At 58.0% G+C, this 23,377-nt stretch carries 22 protein-coding genes, 4 tRNA genes and 1 pseudogene; 18 read left to right on the top strand and 9 right to left on the bottom strand.

Annotation, left to right across the window (positions count from 1 at the left end):
- Nucleotides 1-69 precede the first annotated feature (69 nt).
- Nucleotides 70-408 (bottom strand): P-II family nitrogen regulator, encoded by a 339-nt coding sequence (locus AB3X55_03690; GenBank protein MEX0502675.1) that lies wholly within the window; start codon nucleotides 406-408, stop codon nucleotides 70-72.
- 177 nt (nucleotides 409-585) lie between these two features.
- The gene (locus AB3X55_03685; GenBank protein ID MEX0502674.1) at nucleotides 586-1,470 is read right to left on the bottom strand and encodes a substrate-binding domain-containing protein; all 885 of its coding nucleotides are present in this window, start codon (nucleotides 1,468-1,470) and stop codon (nucleotides 586-588) included.
- A gap of 451 nt (nucleotides 1,471-1,921) precedes the next feature.
- Between AB3X55_03685 and AB3X55_03680 the strand changes: the two genes are divergently transcribed.
- The 11 genes from AB3X55_03680 to AB3X55_03630 all read left to right on the top strand — a co-directional run bounded on the left by AB3X55_03680 (nucleotide 1,922) and on the right by AB3X55_03630 (nucleotide 11,966).
- Nucleotides 1,922-1,998, top strand: a tRNA-His gene (locus AB3X55_03680).
- A 56-nt stretch (nucleotides 1,999-2,054) separates the two neighbouring features.
- Nucleotides 2,055-2,139 (top strand) — tRNA-Leu (locus AB3X55_03675).
- Between the two features lie 118 nt (nucleotides 2,140-2,257).
- Nucleotides 2,258-3,763 carry a trigger factor gene (tig, locus tag AB3X55_03670; protein ID MEX0502673.1) on the top strand — a complete coding sequence of 502 codons (1,506 nt, stop codon included), beginning with the start codon at nucleotides 2,258-2,260 and terminating at the stop codon, nucleotides 3,761-3,763.
- 38 nt (nucleotides 3,764-3,801) lie between these two features.
- Nucleotides 3,802-4,428 (top strand): ATP-dependent Clp endopeptidase proteolytic subunit ClpP, encoded by a 627-nt coding sequence (gene clpP, locus AB3X55_03665; GenBank protein ID MEX0502672.1) that lies wholly within the window; start codon nucleotides 3,802-3,804, stop codon nucleotides 4,426-4,428.
- Between the two features lie 154 nt (nucleotides 4,429-4,582).
- Complete coding sequence (gene clpX / locus AB3X55_03660) at nucleotides 4,583-5,845, top strand: ATP-dependent Clp protease ATP-binding subunit ClpX (protein MEX0502671.1); 1,263 nt, start codon at nucleotides 4,583-4,585, stop codon at nucleotides 5,843-5,845.
- A 300-nt stretch (nucleotides 5,846-6,145) separates the two neighbouring features.
- A complete protein-coding gene (gene lon / locus AB3X55_03655; GenBank protein ID MEX0502670.1) occupies nucleotides 6,146-8,563 on the top strand; it encodes an endopeptidase La in 2,418 nt (805 codons plus the stop codon).
- Between the two features lie 122 nt (nucleotides 8,564-8,685).
- On the top strand, nucleotides 8,686-8,961 hold the full coding sequence (locus AB3X55_03650) for an HU family DNA-binding protein (GenBank protein ID MEX0502669.1): 276 nt from the start codon (nucleotides 8,686-8,688) through the stop codon (nucleotides 8,959-8,961).
- Nucleotides 8,962-9,036: 75 nt separating this feature from the next.
- Nucleotides 9,037-9,112: transfer RNA gene (locus tag AB3X55_03645), tRNA-Val, on the top strand.
- 246 nt (nucleotides 9,113-9,358) lie between these two features.
- A tRNA-Asp gene (locus tag AB3X55_03640) sits at nucleotides 9,359-9,435 on the top strand.
- A 657-nt stretch (nucleotides 9,436-10,092) separates the two neighbouring features.
- Entirely contained in the window at nucleotides 10,093-11,601 is a 1,509-nt protein-coding gene (locus AB3X55_03635) for a hypothetical protein (GenBank protein ID MEX0502668.1), read from the top strand.
- A 68-nt stretch (nucleotides 11,602-11,669) separates the two neighbouring features.
- Nucleotides 11,670-11,966, top strand: coding sequence for a hypothetical protein (locus AB3X55_03630; protein MEX0502667.1), 297 nt, complete (start codon nucleotides 11,670-11,672; stop codon nucleotides 11,964-11,966).
- Between the two features lie 94 nt (nucleotides 11,967-12,060).
- Here AB3X55_03630 and AB3X55_03625 read toward each other — a convergent pair whose 3' ends face one another.
- The 3 genes from AB3X55_03625 to AB3X55_03615 form a co-directional block, all read right to left on the bottom strand.
- Nucleotides 12,061-13,518 carry a mannitol dehydrogenase family protein gene (locus tag AB3X55_03625; GenBank protein MEX0502666.1) on the bottom strand — a complete coding sequence of 486 codons (1,458 nt, stop codon included), beginning with the start codon at nucleotides 13,516-13,518 and terminating at the stop codon, nucleotides 12,061-12,063.
- 12 nt (nucleotides 13,519-13,530) lie between these two features.
- Nucleotides 13,531-14,937, bottom strand: coding sequence for a glucuronate isomerase (uxaC, locus tag AB3X55_03620; GenBank protein MEX0502665.1), 1,407 nt, complete (start codon nucleotides 14,935-14,937; stop codon nucleotides 13,531-13,533).
- A 66-nt stretch (nucleotides 14,938-15,003) separates the two neighbouring features.
- Nucleotides 15,004-16,113: a LacI family DNA-binding transcriptional regulator gene (locus tag AB3X55_03615; GenBank protein MEX0502664.1), complete on the bottom strand. Its 1,110-nt coding sequence runs from the start codon at nucleotides 16,111-16,113 to the stop codon at nucleotides 15,004-15,006.
- A gap of 167 nt (nucleotides 16,114-16,280) precedes the next feature.
- Between AB3X55_03615 and AB3X55_03610 the strand changes: the two genes are divergently transcribed.
- The 4 genes from AB3X55_03610 to AB3X55_03595 all read left to right on the top strand — a co-directional run bounded on the left by AB3X55_03610 (nucleotide 16,281) and on the right by AB3X55_03595 (nucleotide 20,304).
- Nucleotides 16,281-16,748 (top strand): TRAP transporter small permease, encoded by a 468-nt coding sequence (locus tag AB3X55_03610; protein MEX0502663.1) that lies wholly within the window; start codon nucleotides 16,281-16,283, stop codon nucleotides 16,746-16,748.
- A 3-nt stretch (nucleotides 16,749-16,751) separates the two neighbouring features.
- On the top strand, nucleotides 16,752-18,035 hold the full coding sequence (locus AB3X55_03605; protein ID MEX0502662.1) for a TRAP transporter large permease: 1,284 nt from the start codon (nucleotides 16,752-16,754) through the stop codon (nucleotides 18,033-18,035).
- A gap of 27 nt (nucleotides 18,036-18,062) precedes the next feature.
- On the top strand, nucleotides 18,063-19,220 hold the full coding sequence (locus AB3X55_03600) for a M24 family metallopeptidase (GenBank protein ID MEX0502661.1): 1,158 nt from the start codon (nucleotides 18,063-18,065) through the stop codon (nucleotides 19,218-19,220).
- Nucleotides 19,221-19,320: 100 nt separating this feature from the next.
- Nucleotides 19,321-20,304 (top strand): TRAP transporter substrate-binding protein, encoded by a 984-nt coding sequence (locus AB3X55_03595; GenBank protein MEX0502660.1) that lies wholly within the window; start codon nucleotides 19,321-19,323, stop codon nucleotides 20,302-20,304.
- A 569-nt stretch (nucleotides 20,305-20,873) separates the two neighbouring features.
- Here AB3X55_03595 and AB3X55_03590 read toward each other — a convergent pair.
- Nucleotides 20,874-21,275, bottom strand: a complete 402-nt coding sequence (locus AB3X55_03590) for a hypothetical protein (protein ID MEX0502659.1) — start codon at nucleotides 21,273-21,275, stop codon at nucleotides 20,874-20,876.
- On the opposite strand from AB3X55_03590, the pseudogene AB3X55_03585 reads away from it, so the two are divergent.
- Both AB3X55_03585 and AB3X55_03580 read left to right on the top strand, forming a co-directional pair.
- Nucleotides 21,267-21,365 (top strand): annotated as a pseudogene (locus AB3X55_03585) (hypothetical protein). The gene AB3X55_03590 and the pseudogene AB3X55_03585 sit on opposite strands and share 9 nt — an antisense overlap.
- 63 nt (nucleotides 21,366-21,428) lie before the next feature.
- Nucleotides 21,429-21,620 (top strand): hypothetical protein, encoded by a 192-nt coding sequence (locus AB3X55_03580; GenBank protein ID MEX0502658.1) that lies wholly within the window; start codon nucleotides 21,429-21,431, stop codon nucleotides 21,618-21,620.
- Nucleotides 21,621-21,636: 16 nt separating this feature from the next.
- Here the strand turns inward: AB3X55_03580 and AB3X55_03575 are convergent, their stop codons facing one another.
- From AB3X55_03575 to AB3X55_03565, 3 genes are all read right to left on the bottom strand, one after another.
- Complete coding sequence (locus AB3X55_03575) at nucleotides 21,637-22,329, bottom strand: calcium-binding protein (GenBank protein MEX0502657.1); 693 nt, start codon at nucleotides 22,327-22,329, stop codon at nucleotides 21,637-21,639.
- Between the two features lie 209 nt (nucleotides 22,330-22,538).
- Nucleotides 22,539-22,772, bottom strand: coding sequence for a BrnA antitoxin family protein (locus AB3X55_03570; GenBank protein MEX0502656.1), 234 nt, complete (start codon nucleotides 22,770-22,772; stop codon nucleotides 22,539-22,541).
- On the bottom strand, nucleotides 22,738-22,941 hold the full coding sequence (locus tag AB3X55_03565) for a BrnT family toxin (protein ID MEX0502655.1): 204 nt from the start codon (nucleotides 22,939-22,941) through the stop codon (nucleotides 22,738-22,740). The genes AB3X55_03570 and AB3X55_03565 overlap by 35 nt, the downstream gene beginning before the upstream one ends.
- 173 nt (nucleotides 22,942-23,114) lie before the next feature.
- Here AB3X55_03565 and AB3X55_03560 point away from each other — a divergent pair, with 173 nt between their 5' ends.
- The gene (locus AB3X55_03560; GenBank protein MEX0502654.1) at nucleotides 23,115-23,348 is read left to right on the top strand and encodes a hypothetical protein; all 234 of its coding nucleotides are present in this window, start codon (nucleotides 23,115-23,117) and stop codon (nucleotides 23,346-23,348) included.
- The last annotated feature ends 29 nt before the right edge of the window (nucleotides 23,349-23,377 follow it).

The following is a 23,377-nucleotide window of genomic DNA, read 5'->3' as shown; positions in this document are numbered from 1 at the left end:
CTTGGTGGTCTTGAGGTCTTGTTGGGGGTGGCCGGCATGCCGACCATATATGGGAACGGACCGGGCGGATCAGACCGCGTCGGCACCTCGTTCCCCGGTACGGATCCGGATGGCTTCGTCGATTGTCGAGATGAAGATCTTGCCGTCGCCGATACGGCCTGTCTGGGCCGCCTGCTGGATGGCGTCGACAACGCGCTCGGCGAGCGACTCCTCGACAACCACTTCAATCTTCACCTTCGGCAGGAAATCAACCACATATTCGGCGCCGCGATAAAGCTCGGTATGGCCTTTCTGGCGACCAAAGCCCTTCGCCTCCAGCACGGTGATGCCCTGGATGCCGACTTCGTGAAGCGCTTCCTTCACCTCATCCAGCTTGAACGGCTTGATGATGGCTTCGATTTTCTTCATTGCTTCGTTCCTGTGTCGTCGGGACCGGCCCGACCGTCGGGTGGTCCGTCTTTCGCGCGCACACTCGCCCACCTTTACAATCCGGTGCAAGGCCACGACCGGCAGGGGCCGGTGTCGGATGTTGTTTTTCGCAATCCTGCCGTAAAAAAAGGCACAGCGCCTAAATTTTAGGCAGATTCACTGGCCGGCATTCGGGATGAACAGCTTTTCCCCCTTGCGGGTCAGGCTGGCGATATGTTGCTGGCCGGTCGGTGACAGCAGCCATGTGGCAAAGCGTTCGGCGGCGTCATGGCGTGCCGTCGGGCAATGCGCCCGGTCAAGAAGCACAATGCCGTATTGATTGAACAGGCGGGGGTCGCCTTCAAACAGGATCCGGTGCCGGTATTTGTTGGCAAAGGCAAGCCAGGTGGCGCGGTCAGTCAGCGAATAGCTGTTTGACTGGACCGCGAAATTCAGGGTCGCGCCCATGCCGCTGCCGGTTTCCAGATACCAGCTGCCGGGCAGCGCCTCTGGGATTCTGTCGATGCTGGCCCACAATACCCGTTCCTTTTTGTGGGTGCCGCTTTCATCACCGCGGGAGGCGAAGCGCGACTGCGATCGTTCAATCCGCCGCATCGCCTCGCGCACATCACCGGCATAGCGCAGCCCGGCCGGGTCGTCCTGCGGTCCGACGATGATGAAATCATTATACATCAGGTCATAGCGCGCCGCGCCATAGCCGGCAGCGACAAACGCCTCCTCGGCCTCGCGGGCGTGGACGATCAGCATGTCGCCGTCACAATTCTGCGCGTTTTTCAGCGCCTGTCCCGTGCCGACGGCGACAACGCGAACATCAACAGCTGTTTCGGCGGTAAAATGCGGCACCACATGATTGTAGAAACCGGCATTCTGGGTCGAGGTCGTCGATTGCACGACAATCGACTCGGTCGCCACGGCCTGCAATGACAGGACAGCCAGCGGTATCGCGGCGACAATGGCGGCAAGTGACCTGCCGGCAAGTGACCTGCCGGCCCCGGTCCACAGGCTGTGCAGGGGCCGTGGCCGAAAAAACAAAGAATTCATATGTGATCCGGTTGGTGCTGTGGTCCGGTTGCTGCGCAGGTGGCTGATGTCGCCCGGAAGGTCGATATTCACTCACAACCGAAATAGCAGCCAGGACGTTCGCATTCAAGCCATTCACCGCATGCCGGTGTGTGTCGGTGGGCCGGAAAGGCTGCCGGCTTCAAATCGAGACCAGGAAAGCCCTGCTGTTCAGCAAGTCGCTTCTGAGGCTGAATCAGCAAATTGCCAGTAAATCTGAATGGAACGAAACCAGTATCGAGGCACGGGCATCAGGGCTGTTCGAGATCGCCATAAAGCTGTGGCCATCCGTTCACAGTCACGATGGTGTGCATAGTTAGGTCGAAAATCGCAAATCCTGCTTGCATGCAGGTTTGTGTGCGAATATGTTCCGCAACGGTTTGCGATGGCTGATCCGTGCTGAAGGCATATGTGACGTCATTTGCATTTTATGGCGGGTGTAGCTCAGTTGGTTAGAGCGCCAGTTTGTGGCACTGGAGGTCGCCGGTTCGAAACCGGTCACTCGCCCCATTTTCTCCCGGCATGGCAGCCTTTATGGTCTGCCCGTGCCGCGCGGGCTTCACGCTGCGGGCGTGGCGGAATTGGTAGACGCGCTGGATTTAGGTTCCAGTGGTGAAAACCGTGGGGGTTCAAGTCCCTCCGCCCGCACCATGGCTTCGCCGTCACCGGCGGACTTTCACCGCCGGTAGTCATGCCCGGCACCCGGTTTGCGCCGCAAGCTGGTCTACCGGGCATGGGGCACCGTTCTTGCAGAGGATACAAGGGTTTAATGAAGATTGCTGAAACCAAGGCCGAAGGGCTGATCCGGGAATATTCCATCACCATCACCGCTGCCGAGATTGAAGAACAGGTCTCTGCGAAGCTGGCCGAACTGGCGACGACGGTGAATATGCCGGGTTTCCGCCCGGGCAAGGTGCCGATGTCGGTTGTGAAGTCGCGCTTTGGCGGGCAGGTCCAGGGCGAGGCCCTGAAGAACGCGCTTGACGAGGGCGCGCGCCAGGCCATCGAGAACAACGAATTGCGGCTTGCCAGCCAGCCGAGCGTTGAGATCACCAGCTATGAGGACGGCAAGGATATGGAAGCCTCGCTGTCATGCGAGGTGATGCCGGAAATCACCATTCCGGACCTGGCGGCGCTGAAGATCGAAAAGCCGACCCTTGAAGCTGGCGACGCCGAAATTGACGAGGCGCTGTCGAATATCGCCGAAGGCAACCGTCCCACCGTCGAGGTCAAGGGCAAGCGTGCCGCCGCCAATGGCGACGTGGTTGTGATCGATTTCGTTGGCCGTATAGACGGCGAGGCCTTTGAAGGCGGTGCCGCCGAAGGGCATTCGCTTGAGCTTGGTTCGAACAGCTTCATCCCCGGTTTTGAAGAGGGGCTGGTCGGCGTCAAGGCCGGCGAGACCCGCAATGTCGAGGTGACGTTCCCGGAAGACTATCAGGCCGCACATCTTGCCGGTAAGGCTGCTGTGTTCGAGGTGACCGTGAATGAACTTCGCGAAAAGGGCGAGGCCGCCGTCAATGACGAGTTGGCGACACGTCTTGGCTTTGAGGACCTTGCCGGTCTTCGCGAAGCCGTTGCCGGCCAGATCAATGGTCAGCACGCAGCGGCGCTTCGGCAGGCGGTGAAAAAGAATGTTCTCGATTCGCTGGCGGATGGAGACAAGTTCGATGTCCCGCCGTCACTCTATGCGTCGGAATATGAAAATGTGGCGCGGGCGATGAATCCGAACCCGCCGGAACCGCATGATCACGACCACGATCATGATCACGACCACGATCATGACCACCACCATCCGGCAGCGGATGAGGGGATGGATGACGACGCCAAGGCAGAGGCCAAGGCCATCGCCGAGCGGCGTGTGCGTCTTGGGCTGATGCTGACTGAAATCGGCCGCGTCAACAACATCGAGGTCAGCGAAGAGGATACGCGTCAGGCGGTCTTTGAAGAGGCCCGTCGCTATCCCGGTCAGGAACAGCAGGTTCTCGAATATTTCCAGAAAAACCAGCAGGCGATGCAACAGCTTGCCGGGCCGATCTTTGAAGACAAGACGGTTGATTTCATCCTCGAGATGGCAAAAGTAACCGAGGTGCCAACCGACGTCGAAACGCTCTATGCGGCACCCGACGAGTCCGCTGCCGAGGCAAAGCCGAAGGCGGCAAAGAAGAAAGCTGCGAAAAAGGCGGAGGCCAAGAAAGCCACTGCCAAAAAGGCCGCTGCCAAGAAAGCGGCACCAAAAAAGGCGGCCGCCAAGAAGGCGGCGAAAAAATCCTAGTCCTGTCGAGACCAGGACCCAATCGAGGAGATTTACAGATGAGCGAGTTTGACCAGCCTGTAGCCAATCTGGTGCCAATGGTCGTCGAACAGACGAGCCGCGGTGAACGCGCCTATGACATCTTCTCGCGCCTTCTCAAGGAGCGGATCATCTTCCTGAACGGGCCGATTGATGACGGCACCGCCTCGCTGGTCTGCTCGCAGCTGCTGTTTCTCGAGTCGGAAAATCCAAAAAAGGACATTGCGATGTACATCAATTCGCCGGGCGGGATCGTGACATCCGGCCTGGCGATTTATGACACCATGGAATATATCCGGCCCGACGTATCGACGGTATGTATGGGGCAGGCGGCCTCGATGGGCTCGCTGCTGTTAACCGCTGGCGCGGCCGGAAAACGCTTCAGCCTGCCGAATGCGCGCATAATGACGCACCAGCCAAGCGGTGGATTCCAGGGCCAGGCAAGCGATATCGAAATCCATGCCAAGGAAATTCTCGATCTGCGTCGTAGACTTAATGGAATTTATGAAAAACATACTGGCAAATCATTGAAACAAATTGAAAAGATTATGGAGCGTGACACCTTCATGACCGCTGGCGATGCCCAGGAATTCGGGCTGATTGACTCGGTGGTCGAGAAGCGTCCGATGCCGGAAGGCGAGTCCTAATTTACCAGCACAGACCTAAACGGTATGTGAATTGCAGGTATCCTTTCGGGGATCGCCGAAGAATATCGTTGAATCCGAAGCGAAAGCCCACCTAGACTGTCCACGCATGTTCCATGCGGACGGCGTTACGCGAAGCGACTCAGGGAGTCAGACCATGGCAAAGACTGAAGACGGCGATAAGGGCACCTTGTTCTGTTCCTTCTGCGGAAAGAGCCAGCACGAGGTGCGAAAGCTGATCGCCGGGCCGACCGTGTTCATCTGTGATGAATGTGTCGAGCTTTGCATGGACATCATTCGCGAGGAACACAAGACCTCGCTTTCCAAGGGACATGACGGTGTTCCGACGCCTGCCGATATCAATAATGTTCTCGACGAATATGTGATTGGTCAGGCCCGCGCCAAGCGCGTTCTGTCGGTTGCTGTTCACAATCATTACAAGCGGCTGGCGAATGCCGGCAAAACCGGTGATGTCGAGATTTCCAAATCGAACATCCTGCTTGTCGGCCCGACGGGCTGCGGCAAGACCCTGTTGGCGCAGACGCTGGCACGGATGCTGGATGTGCCCTTCACCATGGCCGACGCCACAACCCTGACCGAGGCCGGTTATGTTGGTGAGGATGTCGAAAACATCATCCTGAAGCTTCTCCAGGCCGCGGATTACAATGTCGAACGCGCACAGCGCGGCATCGTCTATATCGACGAGGTCGACAAGATTTCGCGCAAGGCCGACAATCCTTCGATCACCCGTGACGTGTCGGGAGAGGGCGTGCAGCAGGCGCTTCTCAAGATCATGGAAGGCACGGTTGCTTCGGTCCCGCCGCAGGGTGGGCGCAAGCATCCGCAGCAGGAATTCCTGCAGGTCGACACGACCAACATCCTGTTTATCTGTGGCGGCGCCTTTGCCGGCCTCGACAAGATCATTGCTGGCCGCGAAACCGGCGCAGGCATCGGCTTTGGGGCGGATGTACGCGCACCTGACGACCGCAAGGTCGGTGAGCTGCTGTCGACGCTGGAGCCGGAAGATCTGATCAAATTCGGGCTGATCCCGGAATTTGTCGGGCGTTTGCCGGTTGTCGCGACACTTGAGGATCTCGAGGAAGATGCGCTGGTACGGATCCTGACCGAGCCGAAGAACGCGCTGGTCAGACAGTATCAGAAGCTGTTCGAGATGGATGACGTGTCACTGGAATTCCGTGACGATGCGCTGCGCGCGATTGCGCAGAAGGCCATCGCCCGCAAGACCGGCGCGCGGGGGCTGCGCTCGATCATGGAAAATATCCTGATGGAGCCGATGTTCGACATTCCCACGACCGGGGATATCGAAGAGGTGGTGATCAATTCGGAAGTCGTCACCGATGGCGCGCCGCCACTGGTTGTCCACGCCAAGAAACCATCCAGCGCCGGCAAGAGCGCCTGACGCTCCACCTGACGCCCTACCTGGCGACATTACCCCAATTCTGTTGATCACCTGTGGTGACGGCACGCTGCTGTGCCGTGGCGGGGTGCCTCTTCCCGATACGGCAACCCCGATACGGCAACTATGTGTCACCGAAAGATGCGGCGAATTGGCCTGTCTGTGTCGAATCTGCGCGGTCCGGAACGTTTATTAGGATACACTGAAAATGTCTGGCGGTGTTTTGGTTGAAAGCACAGTCGGCACCTACCATATCTTGATCAAAGAGTGCCCCCGCCAAACCGGCGATAACAGGAGTCCCAGATGTCTGACGGAGCTATGATCACACTCCCGGTTCTGCCCCTTCGCGATATTGTTGTGTTTCCGCACATGATCGTACCGCTTTTTGTTGGCCGCGAAAAATCCATTCGCGCGCTTGAGGCCGTGATGGCCGAGGACAAGCAGATCATTCTGGTGACGCAGAAAGAGGCGGATACCGAGGATCCCGACGCGGATGGCCTGTACAGCATCGGTACCGTCGGGTCGATCCTGCAGCTCCTGAAGTTGCCTGACGGCGCGGTGAAGGTGCTGGTCGAGGGCGGCGAGCGTGTCCGTATCGACGCCAAGACCCTGCATTCAGATCAGGGGTTCCTGGCTGTTGATGCTGTGGTCATGGAACAGGCCGGTCATAAGGGTGCCGATACCGAAGGCCTTGCCCGCGCGACGGTTCAGCAGTTCGACCAGTACATCAAATTCAACAAGAAGGTTGCCTCGGAGGTGTTGAACGCCATCGAGCAGGTGAACGAGGCGGACAAGATCGCTGACATGATCGCCTCGCATCTGGCAATCAAGATCGAAGAAAAACAGGAACTTCTTGAAGTTCTGGATATCCATCAGCGTCTTGAGCGGATCTTCCAGCTGATGGAAGAGGAAATCGGCGCACTGCAGGTGGAAAAACGTGTCCGCAACCGCGTCAAGCGGCAGATGGAAAAGACCCAGCGCGAATATTACCTGAACGAGCAGATGAAGGCGATCCAGAAGGAACTTGGCGACGGCGATGATGGCCGCGGCGAGCTGGAAGAGCTTGAAACCGCGCTTGCCGATATGAAGATGCCCAAGGCCGCGCGTGAAAAGGCCGATGCCGAACTGCGCAAGTTGAAAAATATGGGTCCGATGAGTGCCGAGGCCACGGTCGTTCGCAATTATCTCGACTGGATTCTGGCCGTGCCGTGGCAAAAATCCAGCCGGCTGAAGAAGGACATCGTCAAGGCACGGGAAATCCTCGATGCCGATCACTATGGTCTGGAAAAGGTCAAGGACCGGATTATCGAATTTCTGGCCGTGCAGCAGCGCACCAAGTCGCTGAAGGGGCCGATTCTGTGTCTGGTCGGCCCGCCCGGTGTCGGCAAGACGTCGCTTGGCAAGTCGATCGCACGGGCCACCGGCCGCAAATATGTGCGCATGGCGCTTGGCGGTGTGCGTGACGAGGCCGAAATCAGGGGCCACCGCCGCACCTATATCGGATCGATGCCAGGCAAGATCGTGCAGAGCCTGAAGAAGGCCGAGACCAACAATCCACTGTTCCTTCTCGACGAGGTCGACAAACTCGGTGCCGACTGGCGCGGCGATCCCAGCTCGGCGCTTCTGGAGGTTCTGGATCCGGCGCAAAACAGCACCTTCCAGGACCATTACATGGAACTGGACCTCGATCTTTCGAATGTTCTGTTCATCACCACGGCAAATACGCTGAACATGCCGCAGCCGCTTCTGGACCGGATGGAGATCATCCGGCTGTCTGGCTACACCGAAGATGAAAAGCTGGAGATTGCCAAGCGGCATCTGCTGGCGCGTCAGATCAAGGACCACGGGATCCGTGCCGGGGAACTGAGCATCTCGGATGACGCCATCCGTGCCATTATTCGCCAATATACCCGCGAGGCAGGGGTGCGTAACCTTGAACGTGAACTTGCCAAGATCGCCCGCAAGACAGTGAAGATGATCGTCACCGGCGAAACCACGAAAGTGGCTGTCGATCCTGAAAGTCTGGAAGAGTTTCTCGGCGTTGCCAAATTCCGCTTTGGCGAGATCGAGGATGAAGACCGGGTTGGCGTTACAACCGGCCTTGCCTGGACTGAAGTCGGGGGTGAGTTGCTGCAGATCGAAGCCGTGCGCGTGCCCGGCAAGGGCAAGGTCAGTGCCACGGGCAAGCTTGGCGACGTGATGAAGGAATCCATCCAGGCGGCTGAATTTTTCATCAAATCGCGGGCCTCAACCTATGGCATCGATCTTGAGGAACTGGCGAAGATGGATGTTCATGTCCATGTTCCCGAAGGCGCAACGCCAAAGGATGGGCCTTCCGCCGGCGTTGGTATGGTCACATCGATTGTGTCTGCAATCACCGGCATCGAAGTCCGGCGGGACATCGCCATGACCGGAGAGATCACGCTTCGTGGCCGCGTGCTGCCGATCGGCGGCTTGAAGGAAAAGCTTCTGGCGGCGCTTCGCGGCGGTTTGAAGACGGTGCTGATCCCGAAGGACAATGAAAAGGATCTTGCCGAGATACCGGACAATGTGAAGGAGGGGCTGACGATCGTTCCCGTCGCGATGGTGGATGAGGTGTTGTCTGCGGCGCTGGTGCGTGAACCACTGCCAAACGCGATATCTAGTGGATCCTCGGATGAGGGGCCATCAGTGCCAATCGCTGAAAATACGACTGCCGCCGACGACATTACCGCACATTGAACACCTTGGAACTCAAGGTTACTGTAGATTTTAGCCGATGAGTTCTTGTTTTTTTGTGTGGCCTTTTCGAAATAAAGGCGGTACACATTACTACACTAACCAACTAGATATTGGGGGTACCCATGAACAAAAACGATCTTATTTCATCAGTTGCCGAGTCTTCCGGACTTACCAAGGCTGACGCCGGCCGTGCCGTTGACGCCGTCTTTGCGGGTATCGAAGGCGCCCTGAAGGGGGGAGACGAGGTTCGGATTGTTGGATTTGGTACTTTCTCCGTCGCTCATCGCGCGGCAACTACCGGACGCAACCCACGTACTGGCGAAGCCATTCAAATTGCTGCGTCAAAGCAACCGAAATTCAAGGCAGGCGCGCCTCTCAAGGAAGCCGTCAACAGCTAAATTTTGGCTATCTTTTTCGACGCCGGCCCTATATAAGGGTCGGCGTTGTATTTTGGCGTTTGCGCCAAACGGTTCGGGTGGTTAGCTCAGCTGGGAGAGCAACTCGTTTACACCGAGTAGGTCGGGGGTTCGAACCCCTCACCACCCACCATTCCCCTTCATGATCCAGCATTACCTGTTGTGCCGCGAGCGGCATCATCGGCGTTTGTCCGGTTGGTGCCGGCAGCTGGCCGGCAATCGGGCGTGGGCTGTTCCTGTCTGCGATCCTGGTGGAATAAAAAGTAACAAAAAACAGCCGATGATGGTCTGCTGCCGCTTGACAGCTGAGGGGGCTTGTTCTACTTGTTTGCCACCGTGGTGGTGGCCGGCTTTGACATGCCGGTGACCGTGCCGCCTCGGGGGTGTAGCTCAGTTGGTTAGAGCGCCGGCCTGTCACGCCGGAGGCCGCGGGTTCGAGTCCCGTCACTCCCGCCATCCCTTGCATTTCATCGCAGTGAAAGACCGCTTTTCAGCGTATGTTCATTTCAGCGAGGGGTCAAGGAAGGGGCGGAACCCGGAGAACCCAGCATAAAAAAGGCCCAAAAGTGTAGCAGACAGCGAATTGGCCGCAAACTGTAGTACGCTGGCGACACAAGATTCGGCCTATGAGAGTTTCCCGAAATGCCCCTGATACGAAGGAAGAAACGTACTCCATCCGCTTTATCGACGTGGAATGGGATCGAATCTCGGCGAGGGCGAAGGCGGCCTAACCTTCAATCTCGGCCTAACTCGTTGTGGCAAGTGACGTTGCCAACGGCACTGTTGCTGAAGGTAGGGAGGATGCCAGCTAACAGCTTCGCATCGACGCGCTGGGCGCCGAGGCTAGGCGGAAAGTAACGAATTGAAGCTGTGGCTTCGTCCTTCAGGCATGTTGTAGCCAATTTAGACTCGCTAATGCTTGCTTCCGGCATCTTTGCCTCAGCCGATGATCTCGCTGAGAATCATTCCCGCTTGATCCCAAAATTTAACTCCCCTTTGATGGTGTGAAGTAAAACTTTACCCGGTAACCGGGTGCCGTTCGAAACGGTGGAAGTGCCTGTACTGACGATCATTGTGGCGCTGTGTTCGAGCCTTTGAGGGGAGGAACCAGCCATGCCATTCATCAACACCGACAGCGCGACTTTTGACGCCGCCACCAACCGCTACAGTCTCAGCATCGACGAGAACAGCCCTGCCGGCAGTGTCATTGGCCGCATTGCCTTTGATGGCGGCGGTGCTGGCGAGACCCTTTACACCCTGTCTGGGCCGGATGCGGGCAAAGTCCTGCTGGCGCCCGATGGCACGCTGACGCTGGCGCCCGGCGTGGTGCCGGATTTCGAGGCGGCGGGCGATCCGCCGCGGATCAATGTCACTGTGGACGCGCTGTTCCTTGGCGAGGATCCCGCGGATGATGAGGATATGATCGTTGACGTGGCCATCAGCATAGGTGACGTCGATGAGGCGCCTGTCTTCACCGATGCCGCGGGCAACATCATCGACCGGATCACGGTCGGGCTCCATGGCGGCAGCGCCGCCGCCGGGGCCACCATCACCACAGTGCGGGCGTTCGACCCGGACGGCGATGTGCCGGTGCGGTATTTCGTGCGCACGCACAGGGACAAGTTCATGCTTGACGGCACAACGCTGAAACTGCGCCCTGATGTGAGCCTGAGCCCTGCGGAGATCGATGCCGGCATTGCCGTGCAGCTGATCGCGCTCACCCGCCAGGATGGCCGCCCGCAACGCACCGAGATCAGCCTCCATCTTGTCGAGGTGGAGGAGGCGCATGACCTGACAGCCGCGCATGCCCAGACCTCGCAGCAGGATCTTGCCGGCATCCTCGGTCTGGCAACGCGGGTGGACGGTTTTGATGAAGCCAATGACAGTCTTCGCTTCGCCGACGGTGTGACCGAGGTGTGGTACCGCCAGGTCAATGACCCCACTGCGACGGGTGGCAAAAGCACGCTTGTGACGGCCTTCAACGGCACGACCAACACCGAAGTGCATTACGCGGTGCTGACCGGCTGGACAGGGAGGCTGAAATCGGCGCATCTCGTGAATGATGACATCCTGATCAGGGTCTCACAGGTCGGCCGGGACGGTAATGGCGATGTAGAGGAATATCTCCGCTCTGCTGAAGCCGGTGCCAATCACCTCGACGGCGGGGACGGGAATAACAACCTCACTGGCAGGTTCGGTGATGACCGGTTGCACGGAGGTGATGACAGTGACGAGCTGATAGGCGGCGGCGGCCGTGACCACCTGATCGGCGGGGACGGGGCTGACGATCTCGACGGTGGCCACGACCGTGACGTTCTGACCGGCGGCGAGGGACTCGACCGGTTCTGGATCAATCACAAGTCGGCCGACCTTGCCGGCGCCGACCGCATCACCGACTTCTCCCGTGAGGAGGGCGATTATCTCGCAATGGATGCACATCTTTGGCCGAAAACAATCTGTTACCGGCGGATTGACACTGATAATAACGGCGTCAGGGATGCGGTGCTGTATGACAACGCCGAGGGGAACGGCGGCATCTACGCTGTCCTGTTGGATTTCACCGATGATCTGGCAACGAGGGACTTCAGGTACCATGTCAGCATTGTCTCCGAGATCGTGTGAGGCCGTCATCGCCGACGGCCGTGCCGAGGGGAGAAGGTGTCCGGAGGACCGGCGCCGACCAGTTCGATGTGAGCGACGTCGCGGGATCAGCTTGTGGGGCCGACATCATTCGTGACTTCAGCAGATCGGACGGGGATAAGTTGCGGGTTGCGGATCGCTGGCACGTTCTCTATCGGCATGAGGACGTGGATCGGAATGGCCTTACCGACACAGTGCTGTACAGGTATGTTGAAGGCTACAACCGGAGCAATCCTGCCGAGCATGGTGTCCACGCGGTCCTGATGGATTATGCGGGTGATTTGACGTATGAGGATTTTGAACCGGGTTTCATTTCCGGTCTCGGCATGGCAGCTATAGAAATCTAGCCTGTGGGGATTGCGGCCTGAGAGACATGATTGGGATCCATTCGCTTTTGGAGAAGTGGGCGCACCATCCATTGCAGCTCATCATCGGATATTCTCACGTGTGCCCCTCGATATAGGCCATGACCGCTTTGGTTGCGCCTCTGTCTGTCAGTTGCCGATGTGCGGACTGGATCGCAGCCACCACATCCGCGTTGTCGGCAAGGTCTGATCCGAAAACGGCTTCGATCGAAAGCAGGGCTGATACCGGGTCGGCCGAAGTGGCGGCCAGTTTGAGGTGATCTGCCATCGGGTCGCGGACATCGATCGGTTGACAGGCCTCGTCTTTGCCAGCGACATAGCGCATCCAGCCGGCAATCACCAGACACAGGCCAGCCGGAGTCTGGCCTCTTTTCAGATTATCACGAACTGTGCCGAGAATGCGTTGCGGCAGCTTCTGGCTGCCATCCATGGCGATCTGCCAGGTTCGGTGACGGATCGCCGGGTTGCGGTAGCGTGCCAGAAGCGCCGTGCAATAGGCTGCCAAATTCTCGCCCTCCGGCTGCGGTACGGTTGGCAGAATCTCATCATGCCAGAGCCGTTCGCAGAGTGCCGCGAAGGCCGGGGCCGCAACGGCGTCGGCAATGGTCTCATGGCCGGCAAGATAGCCTAGATAGGCGAGTGCCGAATGGGTGCCGTTCAGGCAACGAAGTTTCATCAACTCATGCCGCTCGACATCCCCGACCATCTGCACGCCGGCAAGATGCCAGTCTGGACGGCCCTGCGGAAAGTCATCTTCAATCACCCATTGACGGAACGGCTCGTGGATCACAAGCGCTGCATCATGATGCCCGCTGATGGTCGCAAACTCCTCAAGATCCGCAGCCGTTGTTGCCGGCGTGATCCTGTCAACCATGGAGGCGGGGAAGGCGACATGATCGGCAATCCAACTGGCAAGCCCGTGACTGGCGCCGGCGGCATCACGCTGGCCCGCAAGCTCGATCACAAGCTGGCGCAGCATCGCCCCGTTTGACGGCAGGTTGTCACAGCACAGCACGGTGAAGGGTGGCATGCCGACATCACGGCGGTGGGACAGCGCCAGCACGAGAAACCCCAGGGCGGTTCGTGGTGCCTCCGTGGTGGCAATGTCATGCACGATATCGGGATGGTCGGTCCGAAGACTGCCACTGCGCGGATTATGGCAATATCCCTTTTCGGTCACGGTAAGGCTGACGATCCGTATCTCCGGCCTTGCCATGGCGTCAAGAACGGCCCCAGGGTCTTCTGGTGCGACAAGAACATTGGTGATCGCCCCGACCTGCCGCGGGATATCACCGTCCGGGCCGCGCTCCAGGGCGGTATAGAGGCCGCGCTGCGGCATCAGCGCGTCACGTGCAGTCGGGCTCTGCAGACTGACGGCGATGATGCCCCAGTCTTGATCGCTGGCACCGCCAGCCGCCATCGCCTCTTCGGTATAGGGGCCGATGAAGGCGCGGAAGAAGGCACCGGGGCCGAAATGGACAATGCCGTCAGCGGGTGGTGCCGTGCTGCGTGTCAAACGAGGCAGGGTGGTCATATGCTTCAGATCCTAGAGATTGTAGGCCGCCTTGGCGAGGCTGTAGGACAGGTCGTGTGCCACCTCGAACGCTTCGGCCTCGCGCAACCGGCCGGTGCCGACAAGTTCTGCCAGATAGGCGCAGTCGGATCGCCGCGCTACATCATGCCGCGCTGGTATGGAGCAGAAGGCGCGGGTATCGTCATTGAAGCCGGCGGTGTTGTAGAAGCCGCAGGTCTCGGTCACGGCGCGCCGGAAATTGCCGATGCCCTCGAAGGAATCGAAGAACCACCAGGGCGGCCCAAGCCGCAGCGACGGATAGGCCCCGGCAAGCGGCGCCAGCTCGCGCCCATAGACCGTCTCGTCCAGCGTGAACAGGATGATGGTCAGGCCGGGTTCCAGACCGACGGCGTTCAAAAGCGGTTTCAGATCCTCCACATAATCGGTGCGGCCCGGAATATCGAACCCCATGTCGCGGCCATGGCGCGCAAAGATATCGGCATTATGGTTGCGTCGCGATCCTGCATGGATCTGCATCACCAGCCCGTCATCAAGGCTCATGCGGGCCATCTCGGTCAGCATCTGTCCCCGGAACAGGTCTGCCTCTTCAGGCGTGCATCTGCCAGCCACCACCTTGGTGAACAGCGCCTCTGCCTCGGCCAGCGGCAGGTCTGCCGTGCGCGCGCTGGCATGGCCGTGATCGGTGGCGGTCGCCCCAAATGTCTTGAAATAGGCGCGGCGGGCGCGGTGCGCCGCCAGATAGCCTGCCCAGCTTGATGTGTCCTCACCGGTGATCTCGCCAAGTCTGGCCAGGGTGTCGGCAAAGCCGGGAAATTCCGGATCGACAGCGGCATCCGGTCTGTAGGTGGTGACGATCCGTCCGTTCCATCCGCTGTCACGAAGCTGCTGGTGCCACGGCAGATCATCGGTGGCGGCATCGGTTGTGGCCAGCACCTCGACATTGAATCGCTCGAACAGGGCCCGTGGCCGGAAGGTGTCTCGTCCAAGACAGTCGTCGATATGGTCGTAATAGGCATCGGCGGTGTCGGCGGACAGCACTTCATCGATGCCGAACAGATGTTCGAAGGAATGATCAAGCCACATTGCAGACGGCGTGCCGCGGAACAGATGGTAATGCGCGGCAAAGCGCTGCCAGATCAGGCGCGGATCCTGTTCGGTGGCGCCGCCATCGGCGCGCGGGATGCCAAGATCGGTGAGCGGCACCCCCTGGCTTGCCAGCATCCGGAACAGGTAATGATCCGGCACCACCAGAAGCTCTGCCGGGTTCGGAAAACGTTTGTTCTCGGCAAACCAGCGCGGCTCGCAATGGCCGTGCGGGCTGATGATGGGAAGGTCCTTGACGCTGTCGTAAAAGGCACGCGCCATGCCGCGAAGGCGCGGCTCGACAGGAAACAGACGGTCCGGATCAGTCAGGGGCATGAAATATCTCCAGTAATGCGGTTCGGTTCCGAAACATTCTTGAGGCAACAGCCAGGACGTTCAGCCTCATGCGGAATCATTGGTCGGCAGATGGTCACCGGGTAACTGTACAAGGGTTCTGGCACCCTTGGGAGGTGGTGGTGCCGACGAATCCCTGAGTATCAGTTGCACATCGACCGATCTGTGTGACGGTACGTCATCCCCTTCCAGTCTGCTTAACAGATAGTCTGCCGCGGCACCTCCCATTTCCTCCGCAGGCACATCAATGGTGGTCAGGGGTGGATTGGAATGTTTGGAAAGTTCGTAATTGTCGAAACCGACCACGGAAATGTCCCGTGGAACATGCAGACCATTGGCGGTGCACTCGACGATCGCACCCATCGCCAGAATGTCATTGCCGCAGATGATCGCCGTGGGTTTGGGGTCAAGCTTTGCCAGCAACGCTGCGCACGCTTCGCGCCCATTTGCTATTGAGTAGCGTCGCTCAACAATCTGTGACGGCCCTAGAGAAATGCCGTGATCCAGCAGTTCCCTTTTTATCCCATCAAGTCTTTGCGTTGTGCGGTCATTATCCTTGGTTATACCGGAAATAATGCAAAAATCCCTGTGGCCGAGATGGATCAGATGTCTGGTAATGCTTGCTGCGGCGGCGGCATTGTCAAACCCGATGCAGGGACGTGTACCATTCGGGGCAAAGACATAGGTGTTGACGAATGGGAGGTCATACTGGTCGAGCAGGCTGTACAGGCCGGGGTCATGGTCCTGGCCGATCATAATCAGCGCTTCCGCTCCTCTCTCAACCAGCATTTTCGCTTCGGCAAGTTCAACCTTGAGGTCGTAGTCGAACGTGGCAATCAGCGTCGTGATGCCTGCCTCGGAAAGTTGGCGGCTGGCGGCGCCCACAAGATTTGCATACAGAGCATAGGCGAGAGTGGGTATCAAAATCCCGATCATATGGGATCGCTGAGATCGCAGGGCGCGGGCCGCGTGATTGCGCAGATAGCCAAGATCCCGCATCGCAGCTTCAATCCTGAGGCGCTTTTCAGGTGATACTTTTTCGGGATTGTTGATGGTGCGGGACACGGTGGCCGGAGCACATTCCGCAAGCTTCGCAACGTCGGTTACACGCACGCGTGGCGCGTGATCTTGAAATCGAATTCTCGATTCTCTTGTCATTTCTCAGCCCTCTTTGAATTAATTATTATCAATAATCAGTTTGTTGGAAAAAAAAAAATAAAATATTTGACAGCATTGTTTGATTATTATGAAATCGATTTCATAATTCGTATCAGGAATGCTGCCGATATATGGAGCCTAGCTTGACACAGCCTGAGAACAGCATTGTGACGCCGTTTCTGGGATTGACGAAACTGGCGATCATCGTGATCTCCATCGTGATGGTGCTGGTCACGCTGGCGCAGGTAATCTTTAGATATCTCCTTGAAGCACCGCTGCCATGGTCTGAAGAACTGGCGCGGTATTGCTTCGTATGGATTGTCTTCCTCGGCGGTGCGATCGGTTTCTTTCGGGGTGTACATCTGGGTGTTGATCTTCTTGTCAACGCATTGCCCCAGCGACTTAGAAGCATCCTTGACTTGCTGATCAACGCCCTGATTGCCGGGTTTGCCGGCACGGTCATTTACGCCAGCATTCCGGTGATCAAGATGAACATGTTTCAGATATCACCGGCGCTGGGCTTGCAGATGTCTTGGATCTACATGGCTATTCCGGTGTCGATGGGCCTGATTGCCCTCATTGCTTTCATGCGCATTGCCAGACGGATCAGCACTGCTGCAAGGCGAGTGGAGTAGGTCATGTCGATGCTTGCCATTCTCTTCATGACTTTCTTTGCGTTGCTTCTCATCAACATGCCAATCGCATTCGCCCTTGGCATCGCGACTGCCGTGACCCTTCTTTTTGACGCAACGTTGCCGATGAACAGCATAGTGACCCGCGCCTTCGTCGGTGTTGATTCGTTCACGCTCCTCGCCATCCCGTTCTTCATTATAGCGGGTGAACTGATGAATGCCTGTGGCATCACGGAACGGATTGTCAGGTTCTCCAACTCGCTTGTCGGCCATATCCGTGGTGGGCTGGCGCATGTCACCATTGTGTCGAACATGTTCTTTTCCGGCATTTCCGGATCGGCCACCGCAGATGCCTCGGCCCTTGGTTCGATGATGATTCCGGCCATGCGCAAGAACGGGTTCGATGCTGATTATGCGGTGGCGGTAAATGCGTCGGCGAGTGCGATGGGGCCAATCATCCCGCCGAGCATCATGATGGTAATTTATGGGTCCATCGCCAATGTCTCTATCGCGCAGCTGTTCCTTGGCGGTTTCGTGCCGGGTCTCATGGTTGCCGCTGGTCTGATGGCAATGGCCTATGTCATTGCCAAGAAACGTGGTTACCCGGCACCGGCGCGAAGCGAGCTGCCGCTGGTCCTTCCGGCCTTCCGTGATGCCCTGTGGGCGCTGGCGATGCCAGTGATCATTCTTGGCGGCATTTTTTCCGGGGTGTTCACTGCAACTGAGGCAGGTGTTGTCGCCGTCGCATACGCCACGCTTGTGGGCACATTCGTCTATCGCACACTTACCTTCAGGCTTCTCTGTGATTTACTGGTTGATGCGGCGGTGACGACAGCTGCAGCGATGTTCCTGATCGCAATGGCGACATCATTTGCGTGGTTGCTTGCCTGGGGTGGTTTTGGCAAGGCGGTTCTCGATGTGCTTGGCGGTATCACAACTGAGCCGACACTGGCGGTTCTCCTGATCGTCGGTTTCATCCTGCTGCTGGGGTTGTTCATCGAGGGTATCCCGATCCTGATCATCTTCACCCCTGTTCTGTTGCCGGTCATTTCGGGTATCGGCATTGATCCGGTGTACTTTGGGGTGATCCTCGTGATGGCTGTAGTGATTGGCTCAGTCACGCCACCCGTCGGCATCCTCACCTACATCTGTTGTTCCATTGCTGGGCTGACCATTTCGCAGGCATTCCGTGGACTGGTGCCGTTCTGTGCCGTGCTGGTCTGTGTTCTGTTGGCTGTCGTGCTCTTTCCCGGCCTTATCACAACGGTCCCGAATCTTCTGGGTAATTAGCTTTAAAAAAAAAGAGAGGACATCGCTTTGAGTATTTCGGTTGAGGAACTTAGACAACGGGTCGAATCCCTTCGGTATCGAATGTCGGAAGAGGGTTTCGACGCCCTGATCATCTATTCCGACGAATATCGTTCGGGGCATTCGTCCTATATTACGAATTATAAACCGATCAATGTGATCGAGGAATCGCCGCAACTTGTTTTGCTGGTGGGTGACAATGATCCGGTTGTGTTTCTTGGGCGCCTGAATGCCTATGCGGCCAAAGACATCTGCTGGATCGAGGATGTGCGTGGCATTCATCGCCCCTATTCTGATTTTCCCCAGGTCTTTCGTCCGATTGTCGGACGCGCCAGCAGAATCGGCCTTATTGGCAAGAACATCCTGCCAGTAGAGATTTACGAGCAGCTGCGCGACGCCGTTCCGGAGGCGGAAATTGTCTCGCGCGACGACATCATGTTGGATCTGCGGAAAATCAAGTCCGAAGCGGAAATCGCGCTGATGGAGCGCGCCGCCGAAATCAATGATGCCGTCCTCAGGCAGGCAGCGAAGGAGGTCAAGGTTGGCATGACCGAGATTCAGGTCGCCGGCCTTGCCGAGGGTATCGCGCGTCAAATGAATGCCGACATCGGATCGGCAACCGTGGTGATGTCAGGGCCGAACACCGATTATCCAGCCTGGCGTGCCATTGACCGGAAAATCCGGCCTGGCGAATTCGTCATGCTCGATTTCAACCCGGCTGTCGAACACTACTGCAATGATGGCGGCATCACTATCCTGATGCCGGGTGCCGAGCCCGAGCAGAAACGCGCCCTCATTGAAGGTCACAAGGCGCTTAAAAAGGTTATCCCCACCATTCGCGCCGGTATTACGGCACGCTCGATTTTTGACAGTCTTCTTGCGGAACTGGAGCCGCACGGCTTTGCCAAGAATTTCACACCCTATGCGCAGGGTCTGCGAGGCGTTGGACATGCTGTTGGACTAGATGTTGTCGAGCCGCCAAACCTCAGCTCGGACAGCGACTTCATGCTTGAGGCAGGAATGACCCTGGCAGTCAAGCTGGATTTGCATGGCCTTCCTGGAGGTGGTTACCGGATCGAGGTTGTCGTTGCGGTTACCGAAGATGGCGTGCGCCCGTTGAACAAGCTGGTGCTGGAAGAGCCTGACGATTTTGCAGTGCAGGGATGAACTCCTTTGCCAAAGATTTCCTTCTCAAAGGGAGGAAACCCTCGGCCTCAGGGCCCCAATAATAAACGGAATAGAACCATGCTAATGGAGGAAGCAAAAAATGCGTAAGAGAACTTTTCTGAAGAGTGTCGGCCTGGCAGCCGCCGTGTCCGTCGCGGCACTGGCCTATCCTGCCTATGCGGCAGACACCACCATCCGGGTGGCTTCTGTCACCGGGCCATCCCATCACCACAATGTGTCACTGCGCTGGTTTGCCGATCGTGTGGCTGCGCGTAATGTCGGCCTTGCAATCGAGGTTCTGGATGGCGGACAGCTTGGTGGCGAAAGGGATTACATCGAGGGTATGATGCTTGGAAGCATTCAGATGGCCCAGGTCTCGACAGCGCCGGTTAGTGGGTTTATCCCCAAGTTCGACCTTTTCAGCCTGCCATATCTCATCCGTGACACCGAACATTTCAAGGCTGTTGTTACGGGGCCGGTTGGGGCCAAATACAGCGAGATGGCAAACGCTCGCGGTCTCAAGATCATTGCCTGGTTCGACAATGGATACCGGAATGTGTTCAACAAGGTACGGCCCGTCGTGACACCTGAGGACATGAATGGTCTCAAGATTCGCGTGATGGAAAGTCCATTGATGGTGAACACTCTGAACGCCATGGGCGGATCTGCTACACCGATGTCATATAGCGAATTGTACACCGCGCTTGAGCAGGGTGTGCTGGATGGCGGTGAAAACGCTGCCGGCAATGTCCTGAACGACAAATTCTACGAGGTGAGCGGTTACTTCTCGATGACCCAGCATTTCCGGCCTCCAGGGATTGTCGCCATCAGCAACGCCACATGGAGTAGTCTGACATCCGAACAGCAGGCCGTACTTGTGGAAGAAGGGGCAGCACTTCAGGAGTATGAGATCAACCTCACCGGCAAGGTAGGTGCTGCTGCTGTTGAAGAACTCAAGGCAAAGGGCATGAAGGTCAATGAGGCCAATGTTGCTGCGTTCCGCGACCGCATGGAGCCTGTATACCAAGACTTCATTTCCAAGCACGGAGCTGATTTGCTGCAAATGGTGCAGGCCACCAAGTAATCCTCCAGGCTGGCACGAGCACCTGTCTAGAGTCGCTCGTGCCAGCTAATTTCGATTAAAAGCCATTCTTATGTTGTGCCTCGATGCGCACAAAAGCTTGCTGTTTGACCTCATGTCTCGAGAACAAAGTTGTCCCGAAATGCCTTCAAAGCTCTTCTACTGCTTTGGGATGGATGACTGCCATCTGGTCGGCGGAGCGCACTGCGAAAGTCATGCTGCCCTCGTTCAATGGTCATAGTTCGATTTTATATTTTCGTAACTTATTTGCATGCATCGAATCCGCATCTGCGATCTGACGGATGTGTTGAAAGTTCGCGGCTTGGACAATGGATATCGCCCGAGTGATTTCTTCCCACCTTCTTCGCAGACTGATCTAGCGCGGAACATCTACCCGTCCAGATCAAAAGAAATCTGGCCATCAAGATGTGTTGACGACACTTCGGCGGTGCTGGCATCACGCGCCGGAAAGGTCTGTGTGGTAATGGAAGGCTATCTCAGCATCGTCGCGGTGTATTCGTCATGCGTTTAGGTGTTATAGCAGAGTTGGTTTGCTCGTGTTTAGTTGCCCCTCACATCTCCATTTCGGCGTCGCGCGTTTTTTCCGTCCCATGTCGCGGGTTGGCATCCGTTTGATGCGCGGACGAGTCTGCTGCGATCCCATATTCCCTTTCCTCCTCCGCTGGTGGCATTTCGGCCCATTCGGCCTCGCGTTCTTCGAGGGTCATGGCGCTGTCATCGCGGGCGCTTTGGATCGCGTCGGCCATCTGCGCTTCGGTTGCCATGCCGCGTGTGGTCGTGGGTTCTGCCCCGATCCCCTGAAGCGCGGATACAGCCTCGCCGCTGTTCGCCGCCAGTGTCTCGGCAAGCTGCATCCGGTCGTCCGTCACGATAATCGCACGGTCGCGGGCGCGGCTGATCTCGACATAGAAGGTCTTCTCGTTCGTCAGCTCCTGATGGGTTGAATCCAGCACCGCGATCACCCAGTCGGCACGGCCGTCGGCAATGACGAACTTGAGGGCGGTGCCGGAAAGGACGAGCTGTACGGTGGTGCCGGTGCCGACCAGTTCGATGTGAGCGACGTCGCGGGATCAGCTTGTGGGGCCGACATCATTCGTGACTTCAGCATGTCGGACGGGGATAAGTTGCGGGTTGCGGATCGCTGGCACGTTCTCTATCGGCATGAGGACGTGGATCGGAATGGCCTTGCCGACACAGTGCTGTACAGATATGTCGAGGGATATGACCGGAGCAACCCTGCCAAGCATGGTGTCTACGCGGTCCTGATGGGGCAAAGCGACACCCGCCAGCGGTGCTAGAGGATTTCGTTGACAGTTATGGCGGTCGGGTTGCCGAGATGATCCACGAAATGGCCGGTCTCCAGCATTCCCGTGTAATCCTCAAGAACCGCGTGAACGCCGCGTCGGCATAGATCACCATGTCGGTGTCGCCATCGCCGTCGGCGTCTTCGCGCCTGTACCAGACACTGCCGGTGGTTTTGTTGACGAACAGCGTGTCGCGCTCGGCGCCCGCGCCGGAGAAATCGGTAATGCGGTCGGCGCTTTCCAGATCGGTGGTGATGCCACCAACAAGAAACCTGTCGCTGTCAGCCCCGCCGGTCAGCCTGTCGCGGCCTTCGCCGCCGCCCAGCACGTCGTCGCCGGCACCGCCGATCAGCACATCGTTCCCCCCGTGGCCGGCGAGGATGTCGCCGCCGTCGCCGCCGTCAAGGACATTCGCGCCCCCGTCGCCGCCAAGCCTGTCGTCATGGTCCGATCCGGTCAGGTTTTCGATGCCTGACAGAACATCCCCCTGCGCATCACCCAGAAGGCCGTTCGGGACGGGGATCGGCGCGGGCGCGGGCTCGTCAGGGCCAAACAGATCGTCGAAGCTGAAGGTGCCGGTGGCCGGATCGGGACGCGGGTTCACCGGCGCGGCGGGCTGCGGCGGCGATTGCAGAATGACCGACACCCCCGTGGACGAGCCGGCCCAGGACGCCGTATCCGTTCCCGCGCCGCCGATCATGATGTCGGCACCGGCCCCGCCGATCAGCCCGAGTTACCGGTACGGACGCCTGCTGGTCCGTATCAGGGCGACCTCACCGGCGCATCCGGGCCTCTCCGGTCCCGATCTCGGGACGGTGATGGTCAGAAGCGGTCATGCCCGCCACTGGTGGCCCTTCACGGGCAAACCGAACTGGTGCAGGGGCGCGTCATGATCGCGAGACCGACAGCAGGTTACAGACCCGCAACCTTCCTGAGGGCGGCATTGATCCGCGTCTGCCATCCGCGACCGTCCTTCTTGAAATGGGCGATCACGTCGGGGTCGAGGAGGATCGATATCTGCTTCTTGCGCTTTTCGCTCGGCAGCCTTGGCCGACCACGGACCGCCTTGGCAAACCAGGCATCGTCAAGCTCCAGAGCCTCGCCATCATCATCAACGTATGATTTTTCGGTACCGTTCCCGTTCATCCGCATTTGCCTTTCTCAGAGAGATGACCCGGATCGCATCCCCGCGCCAGCACCAGATACAGACGTGGAGGCGTTCTTTGATAAAGCCAATCGAAGAAGACCTCGTCTCGCCATAGTCACGGCGAACATCCGTTCGTGTGAGGGCCGCCTCCCAGTCAAAAAATGCCATGTCGGCAAAATCGACACCGCGGTCCTGCAGCGTCCTCCGACGTTTGTCCTCATCCCATTCATAGAGGTATTCGCCGATCCGATCCACAGATTAAACATAAATATAAAAAATAGGCTCTCAATTCACGTTCCCGTGCGTTGTGCGGATTTTCACCTCTGTCAGGGAGGCGCGTCATGATCCGTCCTGTCCTGAAGCCGTTTGTGATCATCCTCGCTGGCTGGCTGGTGGTGCTGGCCCTGACCACGCAGGCCCGCGCGCAGGTCTGCACCGGCCGCTTCGTCAACCCGGTCACCGACATCTGCTGGGACTGCGTCTTCCCGATCACCGTCAGGCGCGGCGCCACCGGCGCGGTCGACGACGATCTGCGTCTGGCCCGCATCGGCTCCCACGCCAAACTCTTCCGGTAAAAAAACTTCACCAAAAGACATCGCGGCTT

The organism is Alphaproteobacteria bacterium LSUCC0719, assembly GCA_040839025.1.
Taxonomy (GTDB): Bacteria; Pseudomonadota; Alphaproteobacteria; order Puniceispirillales; family Puniceispirillaceae; genus UBA8309.
The sequence above is the reverse complement of the archived record's forward strand: the minus strand, read 5'-3'. Positions and strand labels throughout refer to the sequence as shown.